This is a genomic window from Paenibacillus sp. FA6 (genome assembly GCF_051550225.1).
In the GTDB taxonomy this organism is placed as follows: domain Bacteria; phylum Bacillota; class Bacilli; order Paenibacillales; family Paenibacillaceae; genus Paenibacillus_AQ.
The window spans coordinates 5,659,721-5,685,437 of the sequence record NZ_CP188820.1; the positions used below are offsets into that span (position 1 = coordinate 5,659,721).

Here is a 25,717-nt window from a genome sequence, read left to right on the forward strand (position 1 = left end):
AAGTAGTTGCAAAAAATACAGTTAAAGTAGGCAAAACGACGAAAATGGGGAACTTCCAGTAATTTAGATGTACTTTTTGCAACTAGAATTAGGATAAGTGGAGTTCGGTCGAATTTAAGTGTACTTTCTGCAACTATTGTTGATGTTGATGTTGATGTTGATGTTGATGTTGATGTTGTGCGGGTAAAGAGCAGGTGGATGGCATTAGCGTTTTTCTTAGAGAAGTTTATGCCTCTGATGCTAGCGATACTTTGGATTGCTTTCAGGTGTCCGTATCTGCGAGAAATATCAGAATTGTATAAAGAAGATGACTTTTTAAATAACCTCTTATACAGTTCTGATATTCAATGAGAGGGGAAGATTATTGTATGGGGACGAGTATGAAAGGTCAAGAGAAGGGACAGCATCAAGTCACAAGCAAAGGACAAGGGAGCTTCGTGATGAAGTGCGGTGGAAGTACGCTTGCAGCGTTACCCGATTCCTTCTTCCATGACCTGAGACAATTGCAGGAGAGTGGGGTACAGCCTGTCATCGTTCATGGTGGTGGACCGGCAATCTCCGATAATCTCGCGAAGCTCGGGATTGAGAGTGAATTCGTCAATGGGTTGCGTAAGACGACGGAGGATGTCCTTGATGTGGTCGAGATGGTGCTGTCTGGCAGCATTAATAAGCAAATTGTGCGGCGGATTCAGAATGTCGGTGGTCGCGCATGGGGCCTTTCAGGTGTGGATGGTTCCCTTATTCAAGCGAAGCCTGTAGCTAATAGCGCAGAGGTAGGTTGGGTTGGTGAGGTTACACATGTTGAAGCTACTCTTATTCAAGGGGTGCAGAACATGGGTTATATCCCGGTAATTGCACCTATTGGTATAGATAAGTCAGGACAACGATACAACATTAACGCAGACACAGCCGCGGGAGCTGTCGCTTCACATTTGGGTGTGGAGCGGATGATTGTTGTAACAGATGTACCTGGGATTATGCAAACGGTGAATGGTGAGAAAGTAGTCTTGCCTTCGGTTACTATGCAGCAGATAAATGATATGATTGGGACAGGAGAAATCTACGGTGGAATGATCCCGAAAGTGCGCGCAGCGATGAGCTGCATCCACGGGGATGTTCAAGAAGTTGTGATTGTAGATGGTAGTGAACCGAAGGTACTAAGTCGTGTTATGCAAGGTGAAACGATAGGAACTCGAATTGCTCGAGGGTAACATAGTAGATTAATAGAATGGAGTGAAATAAGACATGGCAAATTTAGTGGGTCAGCATGATCAATTGAAAGATAAACCGAAAGATCAACCGACAAGTGCTTTGTTCCCAACATATGCTCGTTACCCGATTAGCTTGGTCAAAGGACAAGGAAGCTGGTTATGGGATGATCAAGGCAATAAATACTTGGATTTCATGTGTGGGTTAGCGGTAACGAATTTGGGTCATGCCCCGGAAAAGGTAAAAGAGAAGCTGAAGCAGCAACTTGATGAGTTATGGCATGTATCGAACCTCTTCCAAATTCCGAATCAGGAGAAGGCAGCGTCCTTGCTAACATCGGTCTCATGTGCGGATGCGGTATTCTTTTGTAATAGTGGAGCAGAGGCGAATGAAGCAGCTATTAAATTGGCCCGTCGTTATCATCAAAAGGTTAAAGGAACTGGACGTTATGAAGTCATTACGTTCAATCAGTCCTTTCATGGACGCACATTAGCTACGCTGACTGCCACAGGTCAGGATAAGGTGAAGGAAGGATTCTTACCACTTCCAGCTGGATTTAAGACGGTACCATTGCATGATCTAGATGCGCTGAAGGCTGCCATTTCGGACCAGACAGCTGCGATTATGTTGGAGATGGTACTTGCTGAAGGCGGCGTATTAGTAGCACAACCGGAGTTCGTGCAGGCTGTTGCTGAATTGTGTAAGCAAGAGGGATTGCTCCTGATTATCGATGAGATTCAGACGGGTATGGGCCGTACAGGTAAATGGTTCGCTCATGAGCATTATGGAGTTGAACCGGATATTTTCACAGTTGCTAAGGGTATCGCGAGTGGATTCCCAGCGGGTGCTATGCTAGGCAAGGAATATTTGCGCGAAGCATTTACGGCAGGCAGTCATGGTTCGACCTTTGGTGGAACACCGCTTGCCACAGCAGCGATCATTGCTACAATTGAGACGATGAAGGAAGATGATGTTCCTAAGCTTGCTGCGAAGGCGAGTGAATACTTATTCGCGAAGTTGAATGAGGAGCTTAAGGGGAATCCTTTTGTCAAAGAAATCCGTGGACTGGGGCTGCTGGTTGGTATCGAGTGTGTGGAGCCAGTAGGTACTCTTGTGCTGGAAGGACAACAACGTGGACTCTTATTTATAAATGCCGGACCAAACGTCATTCGTTTGTTGCCGAACCTCTATGTGACGGAGCAGGAGATTGATCAGGCTGTAGCGATTGTGGCAGATCTAATTCGCGAACATACGAAGGTAAAGACGGTCTAGGCGGGAACGAAATAGTTGTCGGATCGTAGCATAGGTAGGGTTAATAGTTTGAAAAGTAGAGATTTAGCGGTCTAGTGCTACCTTGTAGATAATTAGTTGTATTACGTGTATCTAATTAGAATGAAAGTTAGAGTTGGAGTGGAATAGTTGCAAAATATACAGTTAAAAGTGGGGATTACGGGTAAAATGGGTGTTTCCCAGTAAGTTAGATGTCCTTTCTGCAACTAAAACTCGCAGAAGGGCAATTTAGCCAAATTTAAGTGTACTTTCTGCAACTGTTTGATTTGGATGTCGACGGTTGAAGTTGACGTTGAAGTTGACTTTGACGTTGAAGTTGACATTGAAGTTGAAGTTGGCATTAACGCAACTATTAAAGATTGGTGTTTGATAAGCATTAGAATAATGAATGGAGGCTTCGACGAATGAAGCAGAGTGAACAGCAACAAGTAATTGATCTAAAGGGTCGTGATTTCATCGAACTGGATGATTTCACAACAGAAGAGATTCAATATTTAATCGATTTAGCGATTGAGATTAAGACTAAGCACAAGAATGGTGAGGTATACCAGCCGCTTAAGGGCAAGACGATCGGACTTATTTTCGAGAAATCCTCGACACGTACGCGGGTGTCTTTTGAAGTGGGAGCTTTTCAATTGGGGGCGCATGCGCTCTTCTTGAGCAAGAATGATATCCAGCTGGGACGTGGGGAGATCATTAGCGATACAGCACAAGTGTTATCACGTTATTTGGACGGGATGATGATCCGTACTTTCGGTCATGAGAATGTGATTGATTTAGCGCGTTATGCGACTGTACCGGTTATTAATGGACTTAGCGATCTTGCGCATCCTTGTCAGGTTCTAGCGGACTATCAGACCGTGTATGAGCACAAAGGGAAGCTACAAGGATTGAAGCTCGCTTATATTGGTGATGGCAATAATATGGCACATTCTCTGATGATCGGTGGCGCCAAGCTTGGTGTTCATGTATCGGTAGCTACGCCTGAGGGTTATGAGCCGGATGCGTCTGTTGTGAAAGAATGTCTTGAGATTGCTCGTGAGACAGGAGCGCAGATCATCGTTACTCGCAGTCCACAAGAAGCCGTTAAAGATGCAGATGTGATCTATACGGATGTATGGGCGAGTATGGGATTTGAAGAGGAACAGAAAGTTCGGGAAGCCGCTTTTAAAGACTATCAAGTGGATGAACTGCTAGTTCAAGGCGCGAAGAGTGACTATCTCTTCATGCATTGCCTACCCGCACATCGTGGTGAAGAAGTGAGCGAAGGCGTGATTGACGGAAGTAATTCTGTTATTTTCGACCAAGCAGAGAACCGTCTTCATGCACAAAAGGCTTTAATGGCCGCGTTGATGGGATAATTAATTCATAGTATGATTGGTTAAGGATATTTACTATGATGAGTAGTTGCTAAAAGTTCGATGTCGAATAGACCTCTTGATAACCTTCGTGATCAAAAGATGACTTTTTGAACTACCTCTAGAAACAAGGGATATTGCAGAAAGTAGCGGTTATCCTACACTACTATAGATATATGGAAGGGAAGTTATCGTGCATGGCAAAGGAAAAGATTGTACTCGCCTACTCCGGGGGATTGGATACATCGATCATTCTGAAATGGCTTAAAGAAACATACGATGCAGAGATTATTGCGTTCACGGCAGATGTGGGGCAAAAGGAAGAGTTAGACGGTTTGGAGGAAAAAGCGCTCGCAACGGGTGCATCCAAAGTGTATATTGATGACTTACGCGATGAATTCGCGAATGACTTCATCTATCCGATGTTCCAATCGGGAGCATTGTATGAAGGTCAATATTTACTAGGAACGAGTATTGCTCGTCCATTAATCGCCAAGCGTATGGTTGATATTGCTCGTGCTGAAGGGGCAACAATGATTGCTCACGGGGCTACGGGTAAAGGGAATGACCAGGTTCGTTTTGAACTAGGTGTTGCGGCGCTTGCGCCAGATATCAAGGTTATCGCGCCATGGCGTCTGGAAGAATTCCGTAATGATTTCCCAGGACGCGCTGAGATGATATCGTATGCAGAGAAGCATGATATCCCAGTTACAGCATCCGCGGCGAAGTCTTACTCGATGGATCGTAACTTGCTACATATTAGCTATGAGAGCGGTGTGCTCGAAGATCCTTGGTTCGACCCAAGTGCTCTTGAGAACAAGGACATGTTCCTGCTGAGCGTATCCCCAGAGGATGCACCAGATGAAGCAGAATACTTGGAGCTTGAATTTGCACAAGGTGATTGCGTAGCTCTTAATGGTAAGAAACTCAGCCCACTACAGGTCATGGAACAACTGAATGAACTTGGTGGTAAACATGGGATCGGTCGCGTTGATATGGTGGAGAACCGCTTCGTCGGCATGAAGAGCCGTGGTGTGTATGAGACTCCGGGTGGTACAATCCTATTCACAGCTCATCGCAAAATGGAGTCGATTACGATGGATCGTGAAGTGATGAACCTACGCGATAGCCTGATCACTCGTTACAGTACACTTGTATACAATGGCTTCTGGTTCGCACCAGAACGTCTAGCTCTGCAAGCGCTCGTGAAGGAGAGTCAGAACAATGTGACCGGTACAGTACGCGTTAAGTTGTACAAAGGAAATATTATCGGAGCGGGTGTGAAGAGCCCAGTCAGCTTGTACAATCCGGACATTGCTACAATGGAAGCAGATCCGTCACAAGCTTATGATCAAGGTGATGCTACTGGATTCATCAATCTCAATGCTTTGCGCCTTAAAGTGGCAGCAGGCGTTCAACAAAGTAAATAATTCGGAATTTATTATAGTGCGAGTTGAAAAGGTTTCTTTTGAACAACCACTAATACATTTAGCTTAAAGGCAGCAAGTGCCGCTCCTTGTCTATTTGAAAAAAAGGAGCGGCCCTCTGTTGTTATATGAAGGGAGAACGAATCATGAGCAAACTATGGGGAGGGCGCTTTACGAAGCAGACCAACCATCTGGTGGAGGAGTATACAGCTTCCATCGGCTTCGATCAGGCGCTTGCAGAAGAAGACATTCAGGGTAGCCTGGCGCATGTAACGATGCTTGGTAAATGCGGTATCGTGCCAGAGGAAGATGCAGAGACCATTCGCGAGGGATTGAAGAAGGTATTAGCCAAAATACGTTCCGGTGAAATTGTGTTCTCTGTCTCAGATGAGGATATCCATATGAATATCGAGAAGAATCTCATAGATGAGATCGGACCCGTAGGTGGAAAGCTACATACAGGACGAAGCCGTAATGATCAGGTTGCTACGGACATGCACTTGTATTTACGCAAACGCGTCGTCGCTCTGACGGCTATGTTGCAGGAAGTACAAGCAGCGCTGATCACTCAGGCGAAAGATAATTTGGATACGATCGTTCCAGGGTATACGCATCTACAACGAGCACAGCCGATTCTATTTGCCCATCATTTGATGGCATATGTGTCGATGTTCGGACGCGATGCTGAACGTCTGATGGATAGCTATAAGCGGATTAATATTCTGCCACTTGGTGCAGGAGCACTTGCTGGTACAACGTTCCCGATTGATCGTCATTTCGTAGCTGAGCAACTTGGATTCGATGGCGTGTATGAGAACAGTCTAGATGCTGTAAGTGATCGTGATTTCATCGTAGAATTTCTAGCGAATGCTTCGCTCATCATGACGCATCTATCTCGACTCAGTGAGGAACTCGTGTTGTGGAGCAGCACGGAATTTGGTTTTGTTGAGCTCGATGATGCGTTCTGTACAGGTAGTAGCATTATGCCTCAGAAGAAGAATCCAGACGTTCCCGAATTAGTGCGTGGTAAGACAGGACGTGTCTATGGGAATTTGATGGGGCTTCTCACGGTGTTGAAGTCGCTACCTCTGGCCTATAACAAGGATATGCAGGAAGATAAGGAAGGCATGTTCGATACAGTGGCAACACTTGAAGGTGCCCTTCAATTATTCGCTCCGATGATCGCAACGATGAAAGTGAACAAAGGTCGGATGCGTGAAGCTGTGAATAAGGACTTCTCCAATGCAACAGATATTGCCGATTTCCTCGTGGGCAAGGGATTACCTTTCCGTCAAGCACATGAAGTGATTGGCAAGACGGTACTTTACTGTATTCAGAACAATAAATATTTGCTAGATCTGACGCTGGAGGAGTTCCAGGAGTTCTCAGCATTATTCGATGAGCGAATATATGATGTGTTACAACCGGAAGCGGTTGTGAATGCACGGAATGTATATGGCGGAACAGCTACGGTACAAGTTGCAGCAGCGATTGAACGTAGTGAAGTGAAGCTGCAATCCGCGAAGCAGTGGGTTGAGCAACACGACGAAGAGTCACAATACAAATAGCTTAACCTTTTAGATTACCCAAAAGCCTCCAAACCTGCGAATGAATAGCGGGGATGGAGGCTTTTTGACATGAAAAGATTCCCATCATTAAAAAGTTTATTTACAGCGTAACAATGTTATGTTACATTGATATTGAAGGAGGAGATTAAGGTGGATGATGACTTAATATCAAAGAAAGAATTGCTAGAGATCACCGGTATTTCTTATGGTCAACTGTATCGCTGGAAACGAAAGAGCCTGATCCCAGAGGATTGGTTTATACGTAAGTCCTCCTATACGGGGCAGGAAACCTTTTTTCCTAGGGACAAAATCATTTCTCGCGTCGATAAAATTATGAACATGAAAGATGAACTTTCCTTGGATGAGCTTGCAGATGTATTCTCACCTAATGCAGGGGAGACATCCCTATCGTCGATTCAATTAATTGCACGCAACATTGTGTCGACGGTGACATTGGACCTATACGTTGAACTCCAGGGACAACAGGAGCATTTCACATTTGATAATATACTGTGTCTATACATACTAGAGAAGTTGCTTCAGAGCGGTGAACTGTCGCGAGATGAGGGAGTATTACTCGTAAGTACGATGGAAGAACATTATGGTAAGTTGGCTGGCAAGAGCAGTGAATTGATCCTTATCCGCAAGATGGGCGTATCTGCATTGTTTCTTACGGAATCAGCAGATCGATTGTATTTTGACAATGGTGTGAAATGGGTTATTCGTTTACCTCTTGCATCTAGTATTGAGGAATTGAAGTTAAGACTGAGTGAGGGTGGGAGTGAGGGATAAAGATGGAACAGCAACCTAGGAATGATCTGAATATATCTGGGATCGGGCGAACGGGCGGTGGTTGTTATAAGAACGTTAGGATCGATGGCGTGGGCAAAGTTGGCGGGGACATTGATTGTTTAAAGTTCATATGTAACGGTACCGTGGGGATCGAGGGCTCACTTCATGCGGAATCGATGAACATCAATGGGACGGCAAAGGTGGAGGGAGCTGTTACGTTGGATGAGATGGTGATTGGCGGAATGGCTACATTTAAGGATGAAGTACATTGTCGCTCCGTCGCCATTAATGGTAGAGCATCTATGGATAAGAGTCTAAAGAGCGATAGGGTGGAAGTAGGAGGGACGTTAAAGGCTAAAGGGGATGTGCAGTGTGAGGCTTTTTCTGTCAAAGGACAATTTACGATTGACGGATTGCTGAACGCCGATCAAGTGGACATTAAGCTGAATCTACCTTGCTCCGCACATGAGATCGGAGGAGAACATATTGTTGTGAGGAAATGGAAGAACCTCCGGTTCTGGGAACAATTGCAGTTTGGTTTCTCAGCCCGATTAAAGGCACATATGATTGAGGGTGACCAAGTTGATCTGGAGCATACGGAGGCAGATACCGTTCGCGGGAACGACGTGAGTATTGGGCCGGGGTGCACCATTCGGCTAGTGGAATATAAGAATACAATTCATCGGGATCCTGAAGCGAAGATTGGATCTTGTGTACGAATATAATGATGGACTTAGAGTATGAACGAATATAACGATGAACGTAGAAAGGGAGGTACAAATATGAAGTTAGGCGGGGATAGATCGGATTCAGGTACAGGTACAGGTACAGGTACAGGTACAGGTGTAACACGATTGAATGATCTGCGGATTACTGGCAATGGTAGTTCGGGTGGGGGTCAGTACGATAAGGTTAAAATAATGGGAGATAGTATGATCTATGGGGACGTGGAATGTACTCTTTTCAAATGTACGGGAACAGCATCTGTAGAGGGAGCTCTCAAATCAGGAAGCGTTAGCTGCCAAGGAAATATGAAGGTCCACCAAGGGTTGCACAGCGAAACCATTACCATTCAGGGAGATCTTGAAGTGCTGGGGGATTTGTCTGCTGGAACGTTGAAGGTAAATGGGGAAATTAGAGTGGAAGGCAATATGAATGTGGAGAAGATGAAGGGGCAAGGTACCTTGGTTATTTCGGGGGACTGTCAGGCTGAAGAAGTGATGATACGGGGTTCTGTGGACATAGGGAATATGTTGAATGCGGAAGTTATTGAAATAAAGTTGTACGGTCCGAGTCGTGCACGTGAAATTGGCGGAGGTAAGATCACCATTAACAAAGCGATGATGATTCCGCTCATTGGGAAATACTCTCCTGGTGCCTATGGTGCCATGCAAGCAGATAGCATTGAAGGGGATGAAATTCACTTAGAGAATACAAAAGCCTCTGTCGTTCGTGGACGCAATGTCTATATTGGAGCAGGGTGTGAGATTGGTCTCGTTGAATATAGGGACGAATATAAGCAAGATAACGGAGCGGTAGTGGGTCAATACCAAAGAATATAGGAGCTCTCTTATCGAAGAGTAAGCCAAGTAGTTCGGAAACATTCGCTAATTGTATATGGTGCTAAACATGAAAAGCGGCGTCCCGGTAGGGGCACCGTAGAGTATAAATTTCACTTGATTCTCTATTCCTTATATTTCCGCAGAGACGGGTACCATCCTTGGAGAAGGACGGTACCCGTCTCTGCTTGTCTGTTCTTTTTGGAGTTATGGGGAAAGCAGAAGGGAGAGTCGAAGAGTTGTATGGTCGGATCATTGAATAGTTGCACAACGTGTATCTATTTTGAAGGAAAGGAGTGGAGAAGAAGGAATAGTTGTAAAAATGGCAGTTAAAAATGGTGATACGCTGAAAAGTGGGGTTTTTCTGTAAATTAGATGCTGTTTGTGCAACTGAAGTTAGCGCCAGTGGAATAAGGCTGGATTTAGATGTACTTTAAGCACTTATTTGGAGTAACTAACTGGTTAGTGTTTAACGGTGGAAGGGGATCTGCCTCATCCGCGCCTCCCCCGCCACGTTCTCCCCGTCCTTGTCTCTCTCGCTCCTTGTCCCTAGCCCCGTTATCCCGCCCTGCGTTCCCCCTGTCCCCGCCTACCTTGGCTACGATCTGTCCCCCCGCAACTCCATGCTCCAATATCCAACCTCCCTCATTCCTTCGGTCTATATGGATTCACCTTCACTTCAAAAGTTCGGACCACTCACGCCATCCTCGATGATTTGCTTCTCTTTCGGAGCGGTTGGCGTATCTATATTCAATGGCTCCTCTGGGTGAATGCTAATGATACGCTTCTGTGGAAGGTATGTATCGCGCGAGATGCGTATTCTTTGTTGGACGACACCATCCACTTTTTTAATCTGATAAGTATCGACGACATAGCCTATCGTTCCATTCTGGAGAACTTCCTGAGCCCCGACGGGTAATGTGGAGTTCTTGACGTATTTGTTAGAAGAGGTGAGAGTCTCAACGACAATCGATTCAATATCATATCGTATATTCTTAGGGAAGGTACCAAAGAATTTAACCGTAAGGGTTCGGTCTATGACTATCGCCTGGATTAACAAATATTTGCCCGTATTGTTCTTGAATCGGAAATTTATCGACCCTGTAGCGAAGGTTGCATCCTGACCTTTAGGTAAGTAGCTGACTGGTAGGGAGTGGCTTCTTCGTTCCACAATATCCAGCCCCGTTCGAATTGCCGCACTATAGAGAGTACTAGATACTTGGCAGATTCCTCCCCCAATCCCAGGCACCAACTTTCCATTCAGAATAACAGGGGCTTCGCGGAACCCATATTGCTTCTCTGCAAGAGCGATTACCTTCCCGTAATCAAATACTTCTCCTGGCTTCAATATCATGCCATTCGTTGCTTGTGCTGCAGAATTAACATTGAACACTCTCCCCTGACCACTTGTTCTTAAATGGGTGGAGAATTCCATGATTTTACGCTCTATACCTTCATCTTTTAAATCTTCAATGGTAATCATGGGACGTTCTAACGTGAAAGGAAGTTCGCAAGTAAGCGGATCTTCGGCATCATGCTCCAATCTAACGAAATTCTGCGGGATTAAAGAAGTCATGCGGTTAGTTAAGGTTTTCCAATCTAATCGATATGCTGAAATTTCAGGTGTATACACGACTTTATCATTTGTGGTGATGCGCCGGGTGGCATTAACAGGTACGCCGAACTGATTCTTTTCCCATGCCTCGTTATATATTGATTTCATGGAAGCGGGATTCCAGTGTGATGTGATAACAAAGCTGCTCTCGAAATGCCAACGGTAAGCGATGCGCTCAAACATGTTTCCCTCTCGTAATTTCAATATAGCTCTGCGAAAATCATCTGCTTCATAATGCACACCAGCATCGGCTAGAGTCCACTTGGAGTGTGCTATGGATTTGGATGGATTGTTAATGGTGATATGGAGCGGCAGTTGCTCCAGTCTATGGATTCTATCATCGAGTTCCTGCAGTACAATCTCAGTGGTTAACCCTCCTACAACCCATCCTGACAATATTGTTCCTTTAGGTAGTTTATCTTGCTGTGAATATAGATATAAGGAACCGAACAGGGTGGACCCAATGATGACTATGGCTGTAACTATTATTAGAATGATATGGAAATTCTTCACAGTTTATCTACCTTCTCTCTTATTGGCCGCGATTCACGCACTTATATATTGTATGTAAGAAGATTGGGATAATTTCGGGTACTCAAATGGTAACAATTTTGTTACAATATAAAATAGTGATGTTTCTTAGAGGTTTTTAAAGGAAATGGCTGGATCGTGTCGAAATTGTATTGGCTGATATTTAGGAATTGGGAAGTGATAATGTGATTGAAATGCAGGATGTATGGAAGACGTATAAGAATGGAACCCATGCTTTACAGGGGGTGTCCGTAAAGATTGACCGTAACGAGTTCGTATATGTGGTAGGTCCCTCTGGAGCAGGTAAATCGACATTCATGAAGCTTATTTATAGAGAAGAAGTTCCAACTAAAGGTCAAATTTCAGTTAACGGGTTCAATTTGGGTAAGCTGAAGCAACGTAAAATTCCTTACGTGCGCCGGAATATAGGTGTTGTCTTTCAAGATTTCAGACTGCTACCTCGTATGACAGCGTATGAGAATGTTGCTTTTGCAATGGAAGCTATTGAAATGCCGAAGCGTGTGATTAAGAAGCGGGTTATGGAAGTACTAGATATGGTTGGATTGAAGAACAAAGCTGGACGTGAACCAGATCAACTCTCAGGTGGAGAGCAGCAACGGATTGCCATTGCTAGAGCGATTGTCAACAATCCATCGGTCATTATTGCGGACGAGCCTACAGGTAATCTAGACCCCGAGACTTCCTGGGGAATTATGCAACTCCTTGACGAGATTAACTTCCGCGGGACAACGATTGTGATGGCAACACATAACAAGGATATCGTGAATAGCATGCGCAAAAGAGTTATCGCGATTGAACAGGGTAACATTGTCAGAGACCAGGCGAGAGGGGAGTACGGGTATGAATTTTAACACCTTCTTGCGGCATCTGCGAGAAGGGTGCAAGAACGTATTTCGTAATGGATGGATGTCGATAGCTTCTATCACTTCCATCGTTGTGTCCCTTTTCGTTTTGGGTGTGTTTATTTTATTAGTGCTTAATGTAAATCAGTTGGCGGATGACGTCGATAGCAAGGTTCAGATTAGTGCGTACTTGAATCTTGATGTCGATCAGAAGATGCGTGAAACGATTAATACAGAGATTGGTCTCATACCTGAGGTTAGCAAAGTTACCTTTGTTTCCAAAGAACAAGGGCTGAAGGAATTTACTGAACGCTTAGGGGAAGATGGTAAGGAACTTCTTTCAGGATTCGATAAAGACAATAATCCGCTACCCGATACGTTGGTGGTTGAGGTTATTGAAGCAACAACAGTAGTTCAAGTAGCCGAGAAGATTACAGCACTGAATGAAAGTCATCCGGAGTCTCCTATCATGAAGGTGAAGTATGGTGAGGGAGCTGTCGAGAAGCTATTCAAGATTACTCGTGCTGTACGTAATATAGGATTTATATTCGTTGGTGTTCTCGGAGTGATGTCCATGTTTCTTATATCCAATACGATTAGAGTTACGATTCTAGCTCGTCGTCGTGAGATTAGCATTATGAAATTGGTAGGAGCAACCAACTACTTCATTCGCTGGCCTTTCTTTATAGAAGGTGCGCTCATCGGCGGAATAGGTTCTTTAGCCACATTGGGTCTTCTCTTTATAGGTTATGGTCAGTTGGTACAGGCCGTAAGCTGGGATGTTTCCTTAGGAATCACACTGATTCCATTATCTGATACATGGCTGTTGTTGAGTATTCTTATGCTCTCTATAGGTATATTGATCGGCATCTGGGGAAGTACCGTTTCTATTCGTAAATTTTTGAAAGTATAGTATTGAGAGCTTTCGGACATGCCTAACGGCTGACGTGGACGATATATATTATAGCATTAGAATTTGGCTAAAAATGCGAGTTCAAAAAGTGACTTTTTGAACCACCTCTAAAAGGATGGCGAAACCAATTTGAAGAAGATAAATCTAATATTGGTTGTTATTTTGGCAGCGACCATGATATTTCAACCTACTGATACCTATGCGAAGAAGCAAACGGTAAGTCAGATTGAGAAGGAATTGAAGGTTCTACAGGAACGAGCGCAGCAAGCAAAGAAGACACAGGAGAAAGCAGCCTCTCAGAAGGTGGAAGCACAGCATTATAAGGAGAAGAATATCGAGTATTTGCATTCTGTACTGGATGAAATTGATACCGTCACGAATAAGCTAGCAGATATTTCAGGGCAACTTGATGAAACGAAGGAAAGCTTAACGCTGGCTGCTACTGAGCTAGATGCTGCAGAAGAACGTATCGCAACGCGTGAGGTGATGTTGGAATCTCGAGTGAGACTGATGTATACGGACGGTACTGTTTCCTATCTGGAAGTGTTAATGGCCTCGACTAGCTTTAGTGATTTCCTTGTGCGAGCCGATTCACTTAAGATGATTGTAGATCAGGATCAGAACTTATTAGTGGAGCATAAGAAGGACAAGGATACTGTCGTTGTGAAGACAGCTGAGTTAGAATTACAGTACGCCAAGGCGGAAACCCTCTATTCGGAAGTAGAAACGCAGAAGGATATACTGAGTGAGAAGGAAGCTGAGAAGAAGGTTCTCATTGCTCAGTTTGACAAAGAAATTGAAGAATCCAATGAGTTAACGGAAGAACAGGAACTGCAGCTAGTTGCTCTTGCCAGTGAACGCTCTACCTTGCTACAAACGAAGAACAAGTTGGTAGCAGAAGAAGCTGCACGGGTAAAAGCTGCAAAGGCCGCTGCTGCTAAGCGGGCAGCCGCTGCTAAAGCAGCAGCTAAGATTACTTCCAAATCTAAACCCTCAGTTGCTAGCTTTAGTGGTGGCGGTGGTCCGTTGATGATGCCGGTAGGAAATGCCAGAATTTCTTCTGGTTATGGTAAACGAACTCATCCCGTAACGGGTGTATTAGGCAAGATGCATAACGGTGTTGATTTCGCTGTGCCACAGGGGACAACGATTCATGCGGCAGAATCAGGAACGATTATCCTTGCTGAATGGTATAGTGGTTACGGAAATGCCGTTATTGTTGACCATGGTGGTGGCATGTGGACGTTATATGGACATATTCGCCAAGGGGGTATCTCGGTTAAAGTAGGTGACCGTGTTAGTCGTGGACAGAAAATTGCGGAGTCTGGAAATACGGGCCAAAGTACGGGGCCACATTTACATTTTGAAGTGCGTATTAATGGGAGTGTCGTAAATCCAATGCCTTATATTTAAAGTGTGAGTTCAAAATATGACCTTTTGAACAACCTCTTAAACTCTAAATAATGCTTATCTGACGTAAATATTCTTGACCTTTAGGACATATACTAAGTAAGGTACAATAAGACTGTGAATAGCGTTAGACAGACGCGAAGAAGGCGGTGAACTCAACTTTGTTAAAGAAACGTACGGCGGTACTCATGGTGGTTGTCGCCTTGATAAGCGGTAGTCTACTGACACTTTTTCTAAGTAATTCAAGCAGCTTCGCTGGACAGGCTGCGAGTGGTGAAGGACTATTTGCAAGCATTACTAGTGGCGGGCTGAAATCTACAGAGACTCGAAAGATCGGAGCGGCACTTGACCTCATTGAAGGGAATTACTATAAGGATATTGATCGCAGTGCATTGGTAGATGGCGCGATTAATGGCATGATGCAAGCATTGTCTGATCCTTATTCCACTTATATGGGAAGAGAGACAGCACAACAATTCGAAGAGAGCATTGAGGGTTCTTTTAGTGGGATTGGTGCTGAGGTTTCTCTGAATAATGGCAATGTTACTGTCGTTTCTCCCATTAAAGGATCTCCCGCAGAGAAGGCGGGTATTCGATCGAAGGATGTTCTTCTATCTGTAAACGGAGAATCCTTGGCAGGTCTTGAATTGAATGCTGCTGTTGCTAAGATTCGGGGCGTCAAAGGATCTACAGCAACAATACAAGTGAAACGTGAGGGTGTATCTGAACCTATTGAATATGCTATTGTCCGTGATGATGTCGCTTTAGAAACGGTTAATGCTCGTTTGAGGGATGACGGAATTGGCATTATTGAGATTACCCAGTTCTCTTCAAATACAGCGGAGCGATTCAAGAAGGAATTATTGAATTTGGAGAAAAAAGGGATGAAGGGACTTGTGATTGATGTCCGCAACAACCCTGGTGGTGTACTCTCTGTCGTTATTGATATCTCACAACAATTCGTACCGCAGGGTGAAATGATTGTTCAAGTGGAGGATAAGAATGGCAAGCGTGAGAAGAGCCTTTCCAAAGGCTCAAGCAAATCATATCCGGTCACATTGTTAATGAACAAAGGGAGTGCAAGTGCGTCTGAAATATTGGCAGGAGCGTTACAACAATCCGCTGGTGTGATATTAGTGGGAGATAACTCTTTTGGCAAAGGGACCGTTCAGACAAGCTTCGACAAACAATTGGGTGACGGTAGCTTACTAAAGATTACAATTGCGAAGTGGCTTACACCTGATGGTACTTGGATTCACGAGAAGGGGATTAAGCCGGATATTGCTGTAACGCAACCTGGATACTTCTCTGTAGCACCGATTAACAAGGAGAAGACCCTGAAGTACAACATGAACAGTGAGGATGTAAAAAGTGCTCAAATCATGTTAGACGGACTGGGGATTAAATCAGGTCGTACAGATGGATATTTCGATCAAGGAACTCAAAAAGCTGTGAAGAGCTTCCAGACTAGCCAGAAGATTGAGGCTAATGGTATTATCGATGCCAAGACGGCAGAGGCGTTGGAAACAATGCTGATTAAGCATATACAAGATCCACTAAACGATGAGCAATTGAAACAAGGTATTGCAGAAGTACAGAAGGAAATAAAGGCGATGGCGTCGAACAAGTAAGAAGGCTGAACGTTAGCCTTCTTTTTTTCTTACAGGATAAGAAATTTCTCTTATAATATTAAATATAAGAAAGCATAAGTTTCACATATGAAGAAAGCCTTACTTATGAATGAAGGCGTATGAAGAAAACCTCCTCATGAATGAAGGCGTATGAAGATGGAATAGTTGCATAAACAGCACTTATTTATAAGGAAAAGCAGTGGGAGAGAGAAATAGTTGTAAAAACTGCAGTTAAAAGTAGCGATAACGGCGAAAGTGGACGTTTTCAATAAATTAGATGTACTCTCTGTAACTAAACTGATATACAGGGGGTATTATCCGAATTTAGGTGTGCTTTATGCAACTATTGGTGATTGGCAGGTGGCGGAAGGTGACTATGGCTGGTGATTTGACGTTTAAATCACAGCCACCGGGTCGAAGGATGGTTAGTATCGAATGTGAAAGTAGAAGAACCCTCGGATTAGAACAAAAGAAGAGGAATGGAGTTTACGTTCCGACTTTAACCGCGGATGTAGCTCAGCCCTTTCCACCCACTAATTAACTCTTTCGCCAAGGACGTCGGTGGACACCTTTTTTTAGACTTAGGACTAGCTATGAATGGTTGTGTTAGATTGTGGAGGAGTGTGACTAGACTTTGGATATGGCTTTAGAATTGTTGTGGAATATGACGGACGCTCTAGTACAGCTGTTGACTCAGCCCTTTTATTATATTTCTATTCTGTTTATCCTGTTATTCTATCGGCAACAGATGTTGGTGGAACGGAAGTTATTCCATGTGCGGCTCCATAGTTGGAGTCTACAGGCTTGGCGTACTCTGATAGGTGGCTTGGCAGGTGGTATATGTGTGTCGATCGTGATTGCTTTCCTAGGAATTTCTTTAACTCCAGAAGCAATTATTTGCATATGGGTTGTAACACTAGGTTTGTTACTGCTAGGTGTTCGATATTTGTGTTTGGCCTACTCGATAGGGGTGCTGGGAGTGATTCAGTTTGTTTTGGGATTCTTCCCTAATTGGCAGCCTGTATCCTATCTAGGGAGTATGACCGATGCCGTGAGGGCGCTTGATATACCATCTCTAGTCATCTTGGTGGCTATTCTACATTTGGTTGAGGCTATTCTTGTGAGGAAACAAGGTGCTTCATTTGCCATGCCTCTGTTATTGGAAAGTAAACGAGGAAAGCTAGTGGGAGGGTATCAGATGCAGGCCTTTTGGCCATTGCCACTGTTTCTACTCATTCCTGCCCAGACGACGGGCAATATATTACCTTGGACACCCCTACTTGGGGGAGAGGGTTGGGCTAACGGCTTTAGCATGTTGGCACTCCCTGTCATCATAGGGTTTAGTGAGATGACACAAAGCCTACTGCCTCAAGATAAGGTTAAGAGCACATTCAAGAGGCTCGTAATGTATAGTGTAATTCTTCTGATTATAGGTGCGCTATCTGCCTGGTGGAGTCCACTTATGATTGTGGCTGCACTCGCGAGTTTTTTGTTACACAGAGGGTTGGAGTGGGCTAGTAAAATAGAAGAGCAACGTCGCAATTCGCTGTTCGTTCACCCTGTGCAGGGATTACGTATACTTTCTATTGTGCCCAATAGCCCAGCTGAAGAACTTGGAATTATACCTGGTGAAACACTGCTGAAAGTGAATGGTGTCATTCTGCATACCGAAGAGCAGCTTCACAGCTCCTTAAGAATGAACTCAGCCTTCTGTAAATTGGAAGTGCAGAACTTGGCCGGCGAGAGTAAATATCTTCAGCGTCCCATGTATGCGGGAGATCATCATCAGTTGGGTGTCATTCTTGCTCCGGATCAAGCTGTCAGAGACGTAGCCAACTTGAAACCCGCTAGCATCTATCAGATTGTTGGGATGAAACTCAACACCCGGAAGCGGCTCAGAGTAAGTGGGGAAGATCCGATCACAGAACCTTTAACGCCAGTCACTTTGGCGCTAGCTGAGGCAGCAGCGACGACGGATGGGAAAGTGACAACGGATGGGAAAGTGACAACGTTAACGGACATCGTCCCTGATGACACGGATGTTGTCATTCGATATCCGTGGGATCGTTGATGACGTGGATGGAGTGGTACGATATCCGTAGGATCGTTAATGACGTGGAACATGGTGATGAGTGAACTAAACTTACTTGTTGCGTCCTGCCGATAATTGTGAGCGTATGGTAGGAGATAATAATGGAGATTGAAAGGGACCCAGAGTGTTTGGGTCCCTTTTGGTACATCGCGGGTTGTCGGTGGCATAAGCGACTGTAATTTCTATGCGAGAACAGGGAAGACTGGATGGTTGAAGGAAATGGTTAGATGAACTCCCATGCGCTACGTTGCAGTTCATAGCGGTGGATTCGCGAACCGTTCCCAGTTTCAATTGGGCGAAGCCAGCCTTTGGAACAAAGAGATTGAAGTATTCGGATGGCAGTTCGATGGTTAATACCGAAATGACTAGCTACTCCCTTCGGGCTAAGCGGTTGTGTCAGGGATAGTGCCAAGCGAATGACCTCATTCTCGGATATTGTAGAAAGGATGTTTGGTTGCTCTAGCGCCAGATAGCGATTCAAAAGCATTTGAAGTAAGTTTCTGCAAAGCTCTGGTCGTTCAAAGACATCATCATAAGCGAAGGAAATGACACGGTAACCAATGCTCTGCAGAAACAGCTCCCGATTCAACTCGTCGCAATACTTCTTGCGATCCATATCGCGTACATGTGGGCCATAACCTTTGATTTCTAATATGAATTTCAAGTGTCCTTTCAAGTAAGCGAAATCACCGAAGTAGGATCGATTGCGCCAATCCGCAACCTCGAATTCCGGGTGCAATCCATCGAAGTTTTTATAGAGAGGCCACCAGACATTTTTCAGAAATAGAACTTCTCCATGGTTGTGTCCGCGTTCAAGACGTCCTTTTCGCTCTCCTGAACGGAGATTCAGATGATGCTGAAAGAATACCTGATGCTCCTCCTCAAAGTTTCTCATTCCAATTCAACTCCTTAGTCAATGGACGAGTAGTAACGTTAATCCGTTTGCTTAATAGCGCACACAGAAACGCCCCACTCATCAGATAAGATGGTAGGACGCTCTTCGTCACTAATATATTTTGATTATATCAATATATTTCCAAATAATCTAGAGTCACTAATATGGTCTTTGCAGTGACAATTTAGGAAGATAGACGAGGGAGTATGTGTTCAATAGTTTGATAGGCGAATAGTTGCCGAATAGCCAAACATTCAAATAGCCGAATAACCGAACAACCGAACAACCGAACAACCAAACAGCCAAACGGCCGAATAGTCTGATATTGGAAAGTCGTACAGCCCACCGTACAACCGTACAACAGAATAGTTGCATAATGTGCATTTAATTTGGGAGGAAAGGTAGGAGAGAGAGGAGTAGTTGCAGAAACTACAGTTAAAAGTGGAGATAACGATGAAAAGTCGGATTTTCCAGTAATTAGATGTTGTTTATACAACTAAAACTAGCTAAACAGGAGTTTGGGTGAATTTAGTTGTACTTAATGCAGTTGTTGGAGATGGGAGGATGCGATGGTAGGGTGGGTGCGAGTTCGGTAGGGACCGAATTTGCCCTAGATCGAATTGAACTGGACTACTACCGAATTTTGATGATAAAAAGATGCCGCCCCATCCAGAATGGACGGCACAGCCATTTCCTTTATGGATCTGTGCGTCCTTTGTAAGGATCATCATATCCCCGCATGATCCTCACATCCTCATATCCTATCATGATCAGCATACCTGAGCTTTGAGATAAAGAATGGCAATCTGGGTGCGATCTCGCAGCTGTAGCTTGCTAAGGATATCCGTAATATAATTCTTTACCGTGCCTTCGCTAAGGAAACATTCCTGGGCGATTTCTTTATTGGATAGCCCATCTGAAATGTGGCGGATGATGGTGAGTTCCATGGGCGATAGACCGTACTGAGATAGTGCATTTCCATCAGCATGAGAAGTTGAAGTTGCATTTTCACCCGCAATTACCTGTGGATTTGCTACAGCTGGGGGACGCAAGAAAGTCGTGAGCTTACGGGCAATGTCGGGATGGATTAGGATATCTCCTTCATGCACCGTTTTAATTCCATGGATGATGCGATCGGGTGCGATGTTCTTAAGTAAGTATCCACTCGCGCCGTTCTCCAATGCTTGAATAATATACTCGTCATCATCAAAAGTAGTCAACATCAGTACCCGAGTGTCAGGGAATAGCTTCTTTATCCGCTTCGTTCCCTCGACACCATCACATATCGGCATCCGAATATCCATAAGTACGACATCTACTTGTTGCCCGGATACCATCAACTCTGCCGCATCCGCACCATTTGCTGCACAACCTACGACCTCAATTTCAGCATCCACAGCCATTAATACTTTCAAGCTCTCACGAATAAATTCATCATCATCTACGATCATTAAAGAAATCATCTCGAATCCCCCCTATGTCTATTATGAAACCGTTGTTGGAATACGCTGTGTTGATATGATCCCGTTATTCTTGCTACTTGGAGAATGAAACGGGGTTAGCCGATGCGCGTCTATATAATCTCGCTGCTCTTGTATACGGGTAGTCGCGTTACAACCGTAAATGGATAGGCCCATCGAATATCTACGCTCCCACCAACGAGTTGTATCCTTTCCTGCATACCGCTCATACCCATACCTAGTTGTCTTTTACCCTGAGCTGGAGGCTCGCCCACGATACCGTTATTGCTGACAGACATACGTATTTCGTTATCTTGATAATCAAGAAGGACCTCAATGGATGTAGCCTGCCCATGCCTTAGAGCATTCGTAAGCGCTTCTTGGGCATTCTTGTACAACACAATTTGTATGCTTGGGTACAAGGGGAAGGGAGTGCCTTCGATGGTAAGGCTAGTATGAATCCCTGTTTCTCGACCTATGTTCTCAAGAAGTCGATCAATAGCATACTCATCCTTCAAAGAAGTGATGGGATGCATTCTTTTTACAGTATTACGCATGTTATCCATGCTATCGGATACTTGGTCTCGTATTTGAAGCATCATATCGTATCCACGCGGAGCATCAGTTGGCATGATCTGAATAGCTGCCTCCATCATCATCTTGACACGAATTAGTCGGTGACCGATATCGTCATGCAGTTGTCTAGCTATCCGCTGGCGCTCACTGGATTGAGCTGCAACCTCCACTTGATGATTGAACTCTACAAGTCGTTTACGTGTTTCATCCAGCTCGTAGTGCTTCTTACGAAGTTCATCATAGAGGTGAATGATCTCTTTACGGTCCCCGGTAGCGTGTCTTAATAAGGATAATAAGATAGATAGCAGCAGAAATATGAGGTTCGTACAGATAATCCATAAGGGTTGTTCGTGTTGAAAAGCTAGATTAAGTAGCACAAGATGAATTCCAAATGCCATCAAGCGGAGTAATGAAACAGCCGGCAAGAAAGCATAGGAGAGTAAGGTGGATAGCGATACAAACAACATCAGATGACCATAAGTAGTACATAGCCAAGCAGAAAATATGACTTCCACGCAGAGTATGAGTCTTTTGGCAGAGAGGTTATGTAGAGATCTTTCTAATACTGTGAGGCTCAGAAAGAGCAGCATGACTAAAGTGAATTTCCCGTAATTGTCATACGGATAGATATACATCGAGATAAATGCACTTAAGATAATGATGCTGTAGCGAATCACTGAGAGAGAAGAGGACAAGGTGATCGACATCCTTTATAAATCGAAATAGTCCAAGATGGCTTCATTATAGCATAGGACAGGAATGTGGAAGGAGATGACTTTCGTCACCAATAGCTCATGACCTTTAGGACCTCTTTTATAAAGAAAACGGCAGTATAATAAGTTGTAAAGAATCGAAAAGGATCGAGGGAGCGATGAACATGGCATTTGTAGAAATGAAAGACGTTGTGAAGCGCTACGGGAATACGATTTCGGTGGATCATTTGAATTTAAGCATTCATGAAGGTGAAATATTTGGTCTATTGGGTCCGAATGGAGCAGGGAAGAGTACAACCATTAATATGATGAGTGGGTTAATGAAATTAGATCAAGGAAGTATTATAGTCGACGGTATATCTGTAGAGGAGCGGCCGCTTGATGTAAAGAGACTTATCGGTCTAGTCCCACAGGATCTAGCGTTGTATGAGACTATGACGGCAGCAGATAATGTTACGTTCTTCGCTAAATTATATGGACTGCGAGGTAAATTACGGAAGGAACGAGTGGAGGAGGCGTTAGAGTTTGTCGGCCTACAAGATCGTGCGAAAGAAACACCAGCCACATTCTCTGGGGGGATGAAAAGAAGGCTGAATATTGCGTGTGCGATCATGCATCGTCCGAAGTTAATTATTATGGATGAGCCAACGGTAGGTATTGATCCACAATCACGAAATCATATCCTTGAATCTGTACGCACTTTGAATGCGATGGGATCTACGATTATTTATACAAGTCATTACATGGAAGAAGTAGCAGCGATCTGCGATCGGGTCGCGATTATGGAGCAAGGGCATGTCATCGCATGTGGCACACAACAGGAGCTGCGCGAGCGTGTCTCGAGTGAAGAGAAGATTGTGATCAAGACAACCCAGATTTCAGCCGCCGTGATCGATGAGCTGAAGCTTCATCCGCAAATTTCTAACGTGTCGGTCAATGAAGATAGGATTGAGCTGTATGTGAGTTCTTCCCAACAAGAATTGCAAGATATCTTATTCATCTGTGCCAAACACAATATCATTATACAATCGCTTGCTTGCGAAGAGCCGAATCTAGAGACACTTTTTCTGAATCTTACGGGACGTAAGCTACGTGATTAGGGGGTGGTTGACTTGAGTACATGGACGATTGCTTGGTATGAATTAAGGAGAATGTTCCGCTCGAAGTCGGTAATAATCAACTTGTTCTTACTACCTTTGATACTTATTTTCATACTAGGTACTGTTTTCTCTAGTACATTTAACAACGGTAATCAGGAGTTTACACCCGAAGTCGTGAAAGTTGCTATGGTAGGGGGCGCGGGGACGAAGGATGGTGAGAGTTCTCCATTAGAAGCGTATTTGAAAAGTCCAGAAGTTGCGGAAAGGATAGAGCTACACCAAGTGGATACAAGAGAAGAAGCTGAGCGAAGTGTGCGTGCACGAGAAGTAGATTATGCCGTTATCGTTCCTTCTGATTTCGACACTCAAGTGATGAGTGGTACAGAAGCAAGACTTGAGTTGATTCTTGGACATAGCCGAATAGATAATCTGGTTGCGGGTACGGTATTTGATACTATTTTGGATGAGATGAATCAGAGTCTAGCGGTGTCGTCTGTCATAGGAAATATCGGAGAGAAGCCATTGAACGATACTGGGGGCGTAAACTCGGGTTCGAGTTCAGATGAAAGTTCGAGCATGGGCACAAGAGAAAGTTCTAATTCGAGTGGAAGCTCGAGTTCGGATCAGGCTCCCCCATCCTATGTTACTGTGGGCAAGTTGAACGATTCAGGAGTCTCATCCACGTCTTCCCAGTATTATGCGAGTGCGATGATGATCATGTTCTTGCTATATTCAGGTGGTACGGCCAGTGCAAGTCTATTTAATGAAAAGAGTAATCACACCCTGTACCGTCTTCAGTCGCTACCTATATCATCTGCCCAAATCTTCATGGGTAAAATGCTCGGGAATAGTATTGTAGCCATCTTTCAGGCAACGGTTATTATTACGGTATCTTACCTATTATATGGTGTGAATTGGGGTAATCAGCCGATACTGCTCGCGGTGGTCTGTATATTGCTCGTTGTTGCTTCGATGGCGCTTGCCGCGATGGTGACGCTAATGGTCAGAACCAGTTCAAGTGCCGATGCCATTATGCAGGTTATTATTGTAGCGATGACTTTTCTGAGTGGTGGGTTTATGCCTCTACCTGTAGATATCATTAACCGTATCGGATTGTTGACCGTTAACCATTGGGGAATGGAAAGTTTGTTGCAAATGATGTTACACGCCAACACTATGGAAACGATGAAGAGCATCGGTATGCTGGCAAGTATGTGCCTGATTCTAATTGTAGTGACAGCTGGCTTATATCGAAAGGTGGGATACCATGAATAGCCTAACGATTGCTTGGAACATGATCAAGAGAGTTATCGGAACCCGCAAAGGTATTCTGGTGTATATTGTTCTTCCTTGTATCGTTGTTTCCCTAACAGTGGCACTTCTGGGCGGGACGAGTGGTTCGAAGGTAATTATTCCATATTCGAATCAGGACTCTGGACCAGCAGGGCAACATGTGATTGAAGAATTATCTAGGAATAGTGATTATGTGCTGGAGTTGAAGGAAAGTGAAGGGGAAGTTAGGGACATCATTCTTGGGAAAAAGGGGACACTTGGTCTTTCGATACCAGCCGGATTCACCGAACAGATACTTCTCGGACAAGAACCTCAGATCGCGATGATTGAGCTTACAACTAGTGAAGCAACGTATATGATCAAGATGAGCCTGAATCGCTTAGTTGGGGGAATGGTGCAGACGGCAGGGATGATTGGTAGCATGGATCCAGCGGCAGAGGTGGCGGCTAGTGTGGATGCGGCGGTAGAGGTGGCGAGTAGTACTGAGTTGGGTGGTGGTGCATCGTTGGACGTATTCGCCAAAAGTTTAGAGGAAATCAGCCAACATCGTATTCAATCGGAAAAGACCGACTATCAGCTGTATGCCAATCCGTGGCTCAATAATGTAACAGGATTCACCCTCATGTTCATGATGGGCTTAGTGACAAGTACCGTTAAGATGATCATGGATGACCGCAGGAGCAGGACCATAGCGCGTATCTTTAGCGCTCCGGTAAGATCTTACGAGATCTCAATAGGTCATATGCTTGGGAGCTTATTTGTTGGGTTTATACAAATCGTTGTTATTCTTATTCTTAGTCGTTGGGTACTACAAGTTGACTATGGCATTCCGTTCTTCATGCACTTATTAATTCTTGGTTCTTTCTTGCTAGTGGCTATGGGTATAGCAAGCGCAGTTGCAGGTCTAGTACGCAATCCGAACAATGCAGGCATGTTGAATTCCATCATTATCACACCAACATGTATGCTGGGAGGTTGCTTCTGGCCCCTGTCCATCATGCCGGATTATTTGCAAAAGGCAGCTAATTTCATTCCGCAGAAATGGGCCATTGAGGCGGTTAATCGGATTGCTTCAGGAGGGCATTTGATCGACATTTGGCTTCCGCTCTCTATTCTAGGACTGATGGCAATCATCTTGCTAGCCATTGGATCTGTCATCTTTCGACCTAGTGATACCGGGGTTAATGCGTAAGGAGATAATTAAGAAATGAGCGCTAGAGGCAGGTGGCTGGATTGAGTTGCCTTCTGTGCAACAGCCGCACAGCCGAATAGTGGAACATCTGCGGCGGTTGCTCGGCGACATGCGGTCACACGTGGGTACAGGCGGTCACATGCGACCAGACAGCAGCCACTCGACCGCGATGCCAGCGCTCCCTAATGCTCGCAACCGCCGCAACCGCCGCAACCCCCGCAACCCCCGCA

22 protein-coding genes are annotated in these 25,717 nt (G+C 44.6%); 16 read left to right on the top strand and 6 right to left on the bottom strand.

The features are described from left to right. Positions 1-380 precede the first annotated feature (380 nt). The 8 genes from argB (at position 381) to ACP8HI_RS25400 (ending at position 9,206) form a co-directional block, all read left to right on the top strand. Positions 381-1,211 (top strand): acetylglutamate kinase, encoded by an 831-nt coding sequence (gene argB, locus ACP8HI_RS25365; protein ID WP_438351992.1) that lies wholly within the window; start codon positions 381-383, stop codon positions 1,209-1,211. A gap of 34 nt (positions 1,212-1,245) precedes the next feature. Further along, positions 1,246-2,481, top strand: coding sequence for an acetylornithine transaminase (locus ACP8HI_RS25370; RefSeq protein WP_438348873.1), 1,236 nt, complete (start codon positions 1,246-1,248; stop codon positions 2,479-2,481). A gap of 422 nt (positions 2,482-2,903) precedes the next feature. Beyond that, positions 2,904-3,860, top strand: a complete 957-nt coding sequence (argF, locus tag ACP8HI_RS25375) for an ornithine carbamoyltransferase (RefSeq protein ID WP_438348874.1) — start codon at positions 2,904-2,906, stop codon at positions 3,858-3,860. A gap of 194 nt (positions 3,861-4,054) precedes the next feature. Continuing rightward, positions 4,055-5,287 carry an argininosuccinate synthase gene (locus ACP8HI_RS25380; RefSeq protein ID WP_438348875.1) on the top strand — a complete coding sequence of 411 codons (1,233 nt, stop codon included), beginning with the start codon at positions 4,055-4,057 and terminating at the stop codon, positions 5,285-5,287. A gap of 143 nt (positions 5,288-5,430) precedes the next feature. After that, positions 5,431-6,852 (top strand): argininosuccinate lyase, encoded by a 1,422-nt coding sequence (argH, locus tag ACP8HI_RS25385; protein WP_438348876.1) that lies wholly within the window; start codon positions 5,431-5,433, stop codon positions 6,850-6,852. 150 nt (positions 6,853-7,002) lie between these two features. Then, positions 7,003-7,644 carry a YhbD family protein gene (locus tag ACP8HI_RS25390; protein ID WP_438348877.1) on the top strand — a complete coding sequence of 214 codons (642 nt, stop codon included), beginning with the start codon at positions 7,003-7,005 and terminating at the stop codon, positions 7,642-7,644. A gap of 2 nt (positions 7,645-7,646) precedes the next feature. Beyond that, positions 7,647-8,369 (top strand): polymer-forming cytoskeletal protein, encoded by a 723-nt coding sequence (locus tag ACP8HI_RS25395; RefSeq protein WP_438348878.1) that lies wholly within the window; start codon positions 7,647-7,649, stop codon positions 8,367-8,369. A gap of 57 nt (positions 8,370-8,426) precedes the next feature. Continuing rightward, entirely contained in the window at positions 8,427-9,206 is a 780-nt protein-coding gene (locus tag ACP8HI_RS25400) for a hypothetical protein (protein WP_438348879.1), read from the top strand. A 419-nt stretch (positions 9,207-9,625) separates the two neighbouring features. Here ACP8HI_RS25400 and ACP8HI_RS25405 read toward each other — a convergent pair whose 3' ends face one another. Both ACP8HI_RS25405 and ACP8HI_RS25410 read right to left on the bottom strand, forming a co-directional pair. After that, a complete protein-coding gene (locus tag ACP8HI_RS25405) occupies positions 9,626-9,835 on the bottom strand; it encodes a hypothetical protein (RefSeq protein WP_438348880.1) in 210 nt (69 codons plus the stop codon). A gap of 47 nt (positions 9,836-9,882) precedes the next feature. Continuing rightward, positions 9,883-11,331 carry a VanW family protein gene (locus tag ACP8HI_RS25410; protein ID WP_438348881.1) on the bottom strand — a complete coding sequence of 483 codons (1,449 nt, stop codon included), beginning with the start codon at positions 11,329-11,331 and terminating at the stop codon, positions 9,883-9,885. 203 nt (positions 11,332-11,534) lie between these two features. Here ACP8HI_RS25410 and ftsE point away from each other — a divergent pair, with 203 nt between their 5' ends. From ftsE to ACP8HI_RS25435, 5 genes are all read left to right on the top strand, one after another. Further along, the gene (gene ftsE / locus ACP8HI_RS25415) at positions 11,535-12,221 is read left to right on the top strand and encodes a cell division ATP-binding protein FtsE (protein ID WP_438348882.1); all 687 of its coding nucleotides are present in this window, start codon (positions 11,535-11,537) and stop codon (positions 12,219-12,221) included. Beyond that, positions 12,211-13,125, top strand: a complete 915-nt coding sequence (gene ftsX, locus ACP8HI_RS25420; RefSeq protein WP_438348883.1) for a permease-like cell division protein FtsX — start codon at positions 12,211-12,213, stop codon at positions 13,123-13,125. The genes ftsE and ftsX overlap by 11 nt, the downstream gene beginning before the upstream one ends. A gap of 129 nt (positions 13,126-13,254) precedes the next feature. Continuing rightward, positions 13,255-14,538, top strand: coding sequence for a murein hydrolase activator EnvC family protein (locus ACP8HI_RS25425; RefSeq protein WP_438348884.1), 1,284 nt, complete (start codon positions 13,255-13,257; stop codon positions 14,536-14,538). 158 nt (positions 14,539-14,696) lie between these two features. Next, on the top strand, positions 14,697-16,166 hold the full coding sequence (locus ACP8HI_RS25430) for a S41 family peptidase (RefSeq protein WP_438348885.1): 1,470 nt from the start codon (positions 14,697-14,699) through the stop codon (positions 16,164-16,166). A gap of 634 nt (positions 16,167-16,800) precedes the next feature. Further along, positions 16,801-18,237: a PDZ domain-containing protein gene (locus ACP8HI_RS25435; protein WP_438348886.1), complete on the top strand. Its 1,437-nt coding sequence runs from the start codon at positions 16,801-16,803 to the stop codon at positions 18,235-18,237. 244 nt (positions 18,238-18,481) lie between these two features. On the opposite strand, the gene ACP8HI_RS25440 is transcribed toward ACP8HI_RS25435, so the two are convergent. The 4 genes from ACP8HI_RS25440 to ACP8HI_RS25455 all read right to left on the bottom strand — a co-directional run bounded on the left by ACP8HI_RS25440 (position 18,482) and on the right by ACP8HI_RS25455 (position 21,896). Beyond that, positions 18,482-19,153: a hypothetical protein gene (locus ACP8HI_RS25440; protein WP_438348887.1), complete on the bottom strand. Its 672-nt coding sequence runs from the start codon at positions 19,151-19,153 to the stop codon at positions 18,482-18,484. 506 nt (positions 19,154-19,659) lie between these two features. Beyond that, positions 19,660-19,884, bottom strand: coding sequence for a hypothetical protein (locus tag ACP8HI_RS25445; RefSeq protein ID WP_438348888.1), 225 nt, complete (start codon positions 19,882-19,884; stop codon positions 19,660-19,662). A 39-nt stretch (positions 19,885-19,923) separates the two neighbouring features. Continuing rightward, positions 19,924-20,616 (bottom strand): response regulator transcription factor, encoded by a 693-nt coding sequence (locus tag ACP8HI_RS25450; RefSeq protein ID WP_438348889.1) that lies wholly within the window; start codon positions 20,614-20,616, stop codon positions 19,924-19,926. Positions 20,617-20,726: 110 nt separating this feature from the next. Beyond that, positions 20,727-21,896 carry a sensor histidine kinase gene (locus ACP8HI_RS25455; protein ID WP_438348890.1) on the bottom strand — a complete coding sequence of 390 codons (1,170 nt, stop codon included), beginning with the start codon at positions 21,894-21,896 and terminating at the stop codon, positions 20,727-20,729. 170 nt (positions 21,897-22,066) lie between these two features. On the opposite strand from ACP8HI_RS25455, the gene ACP8HI_RS25460 reads away from it, so the two are divergent. The 3 genes from ACP8HI_RS25460 to ACP8HI_RS25470 are packed head-to-tail and all read left to right on the top strand — an operon-like array spanning position 22,067 to position 25,487. Further along, the gene (locus ACP8HI_RS25460; RefSeq protein WP_438348891.1) at positions 22,067-23,002 is read left to right on the top strand and encodes an ABC transporter ATP-binding protein; all 936 of its coding nucleotides are present in this window, start codon (positions 22,067-22,069) and stop codon (positions 23,000-23,002) included. 12 nt (positions 23,003-23,014) lie between these two features. Continuing rightward, positions 23,015-24,277 (top strand): ABC transporter permease, encoded by a 1,263-nt coding sequence (locus tag ACP8HI_RS25465; RefSeq protein WP_438348892.1) that lies wholly within the window; start codon positions 23,015-23,017, stop codon positions 24,275-24,277. Beyond that, positions 24,270-25,487, top strand: a complete 1,218-nt coding sequence (locus ACP8HI_RS25470) for an ABC transporter permease (protein WP_438348893.1) — start codon at positions 24,270-24,272, stop codon at positions 25,485-25,487. The genes ACP8HI_RS25465 and ACP8HI_RS25470 overlap by 8 nt, the downstream gene beginning before the upstream one ends. Positions 25,488-25,717: the final 230 nt, after the last annotated feature.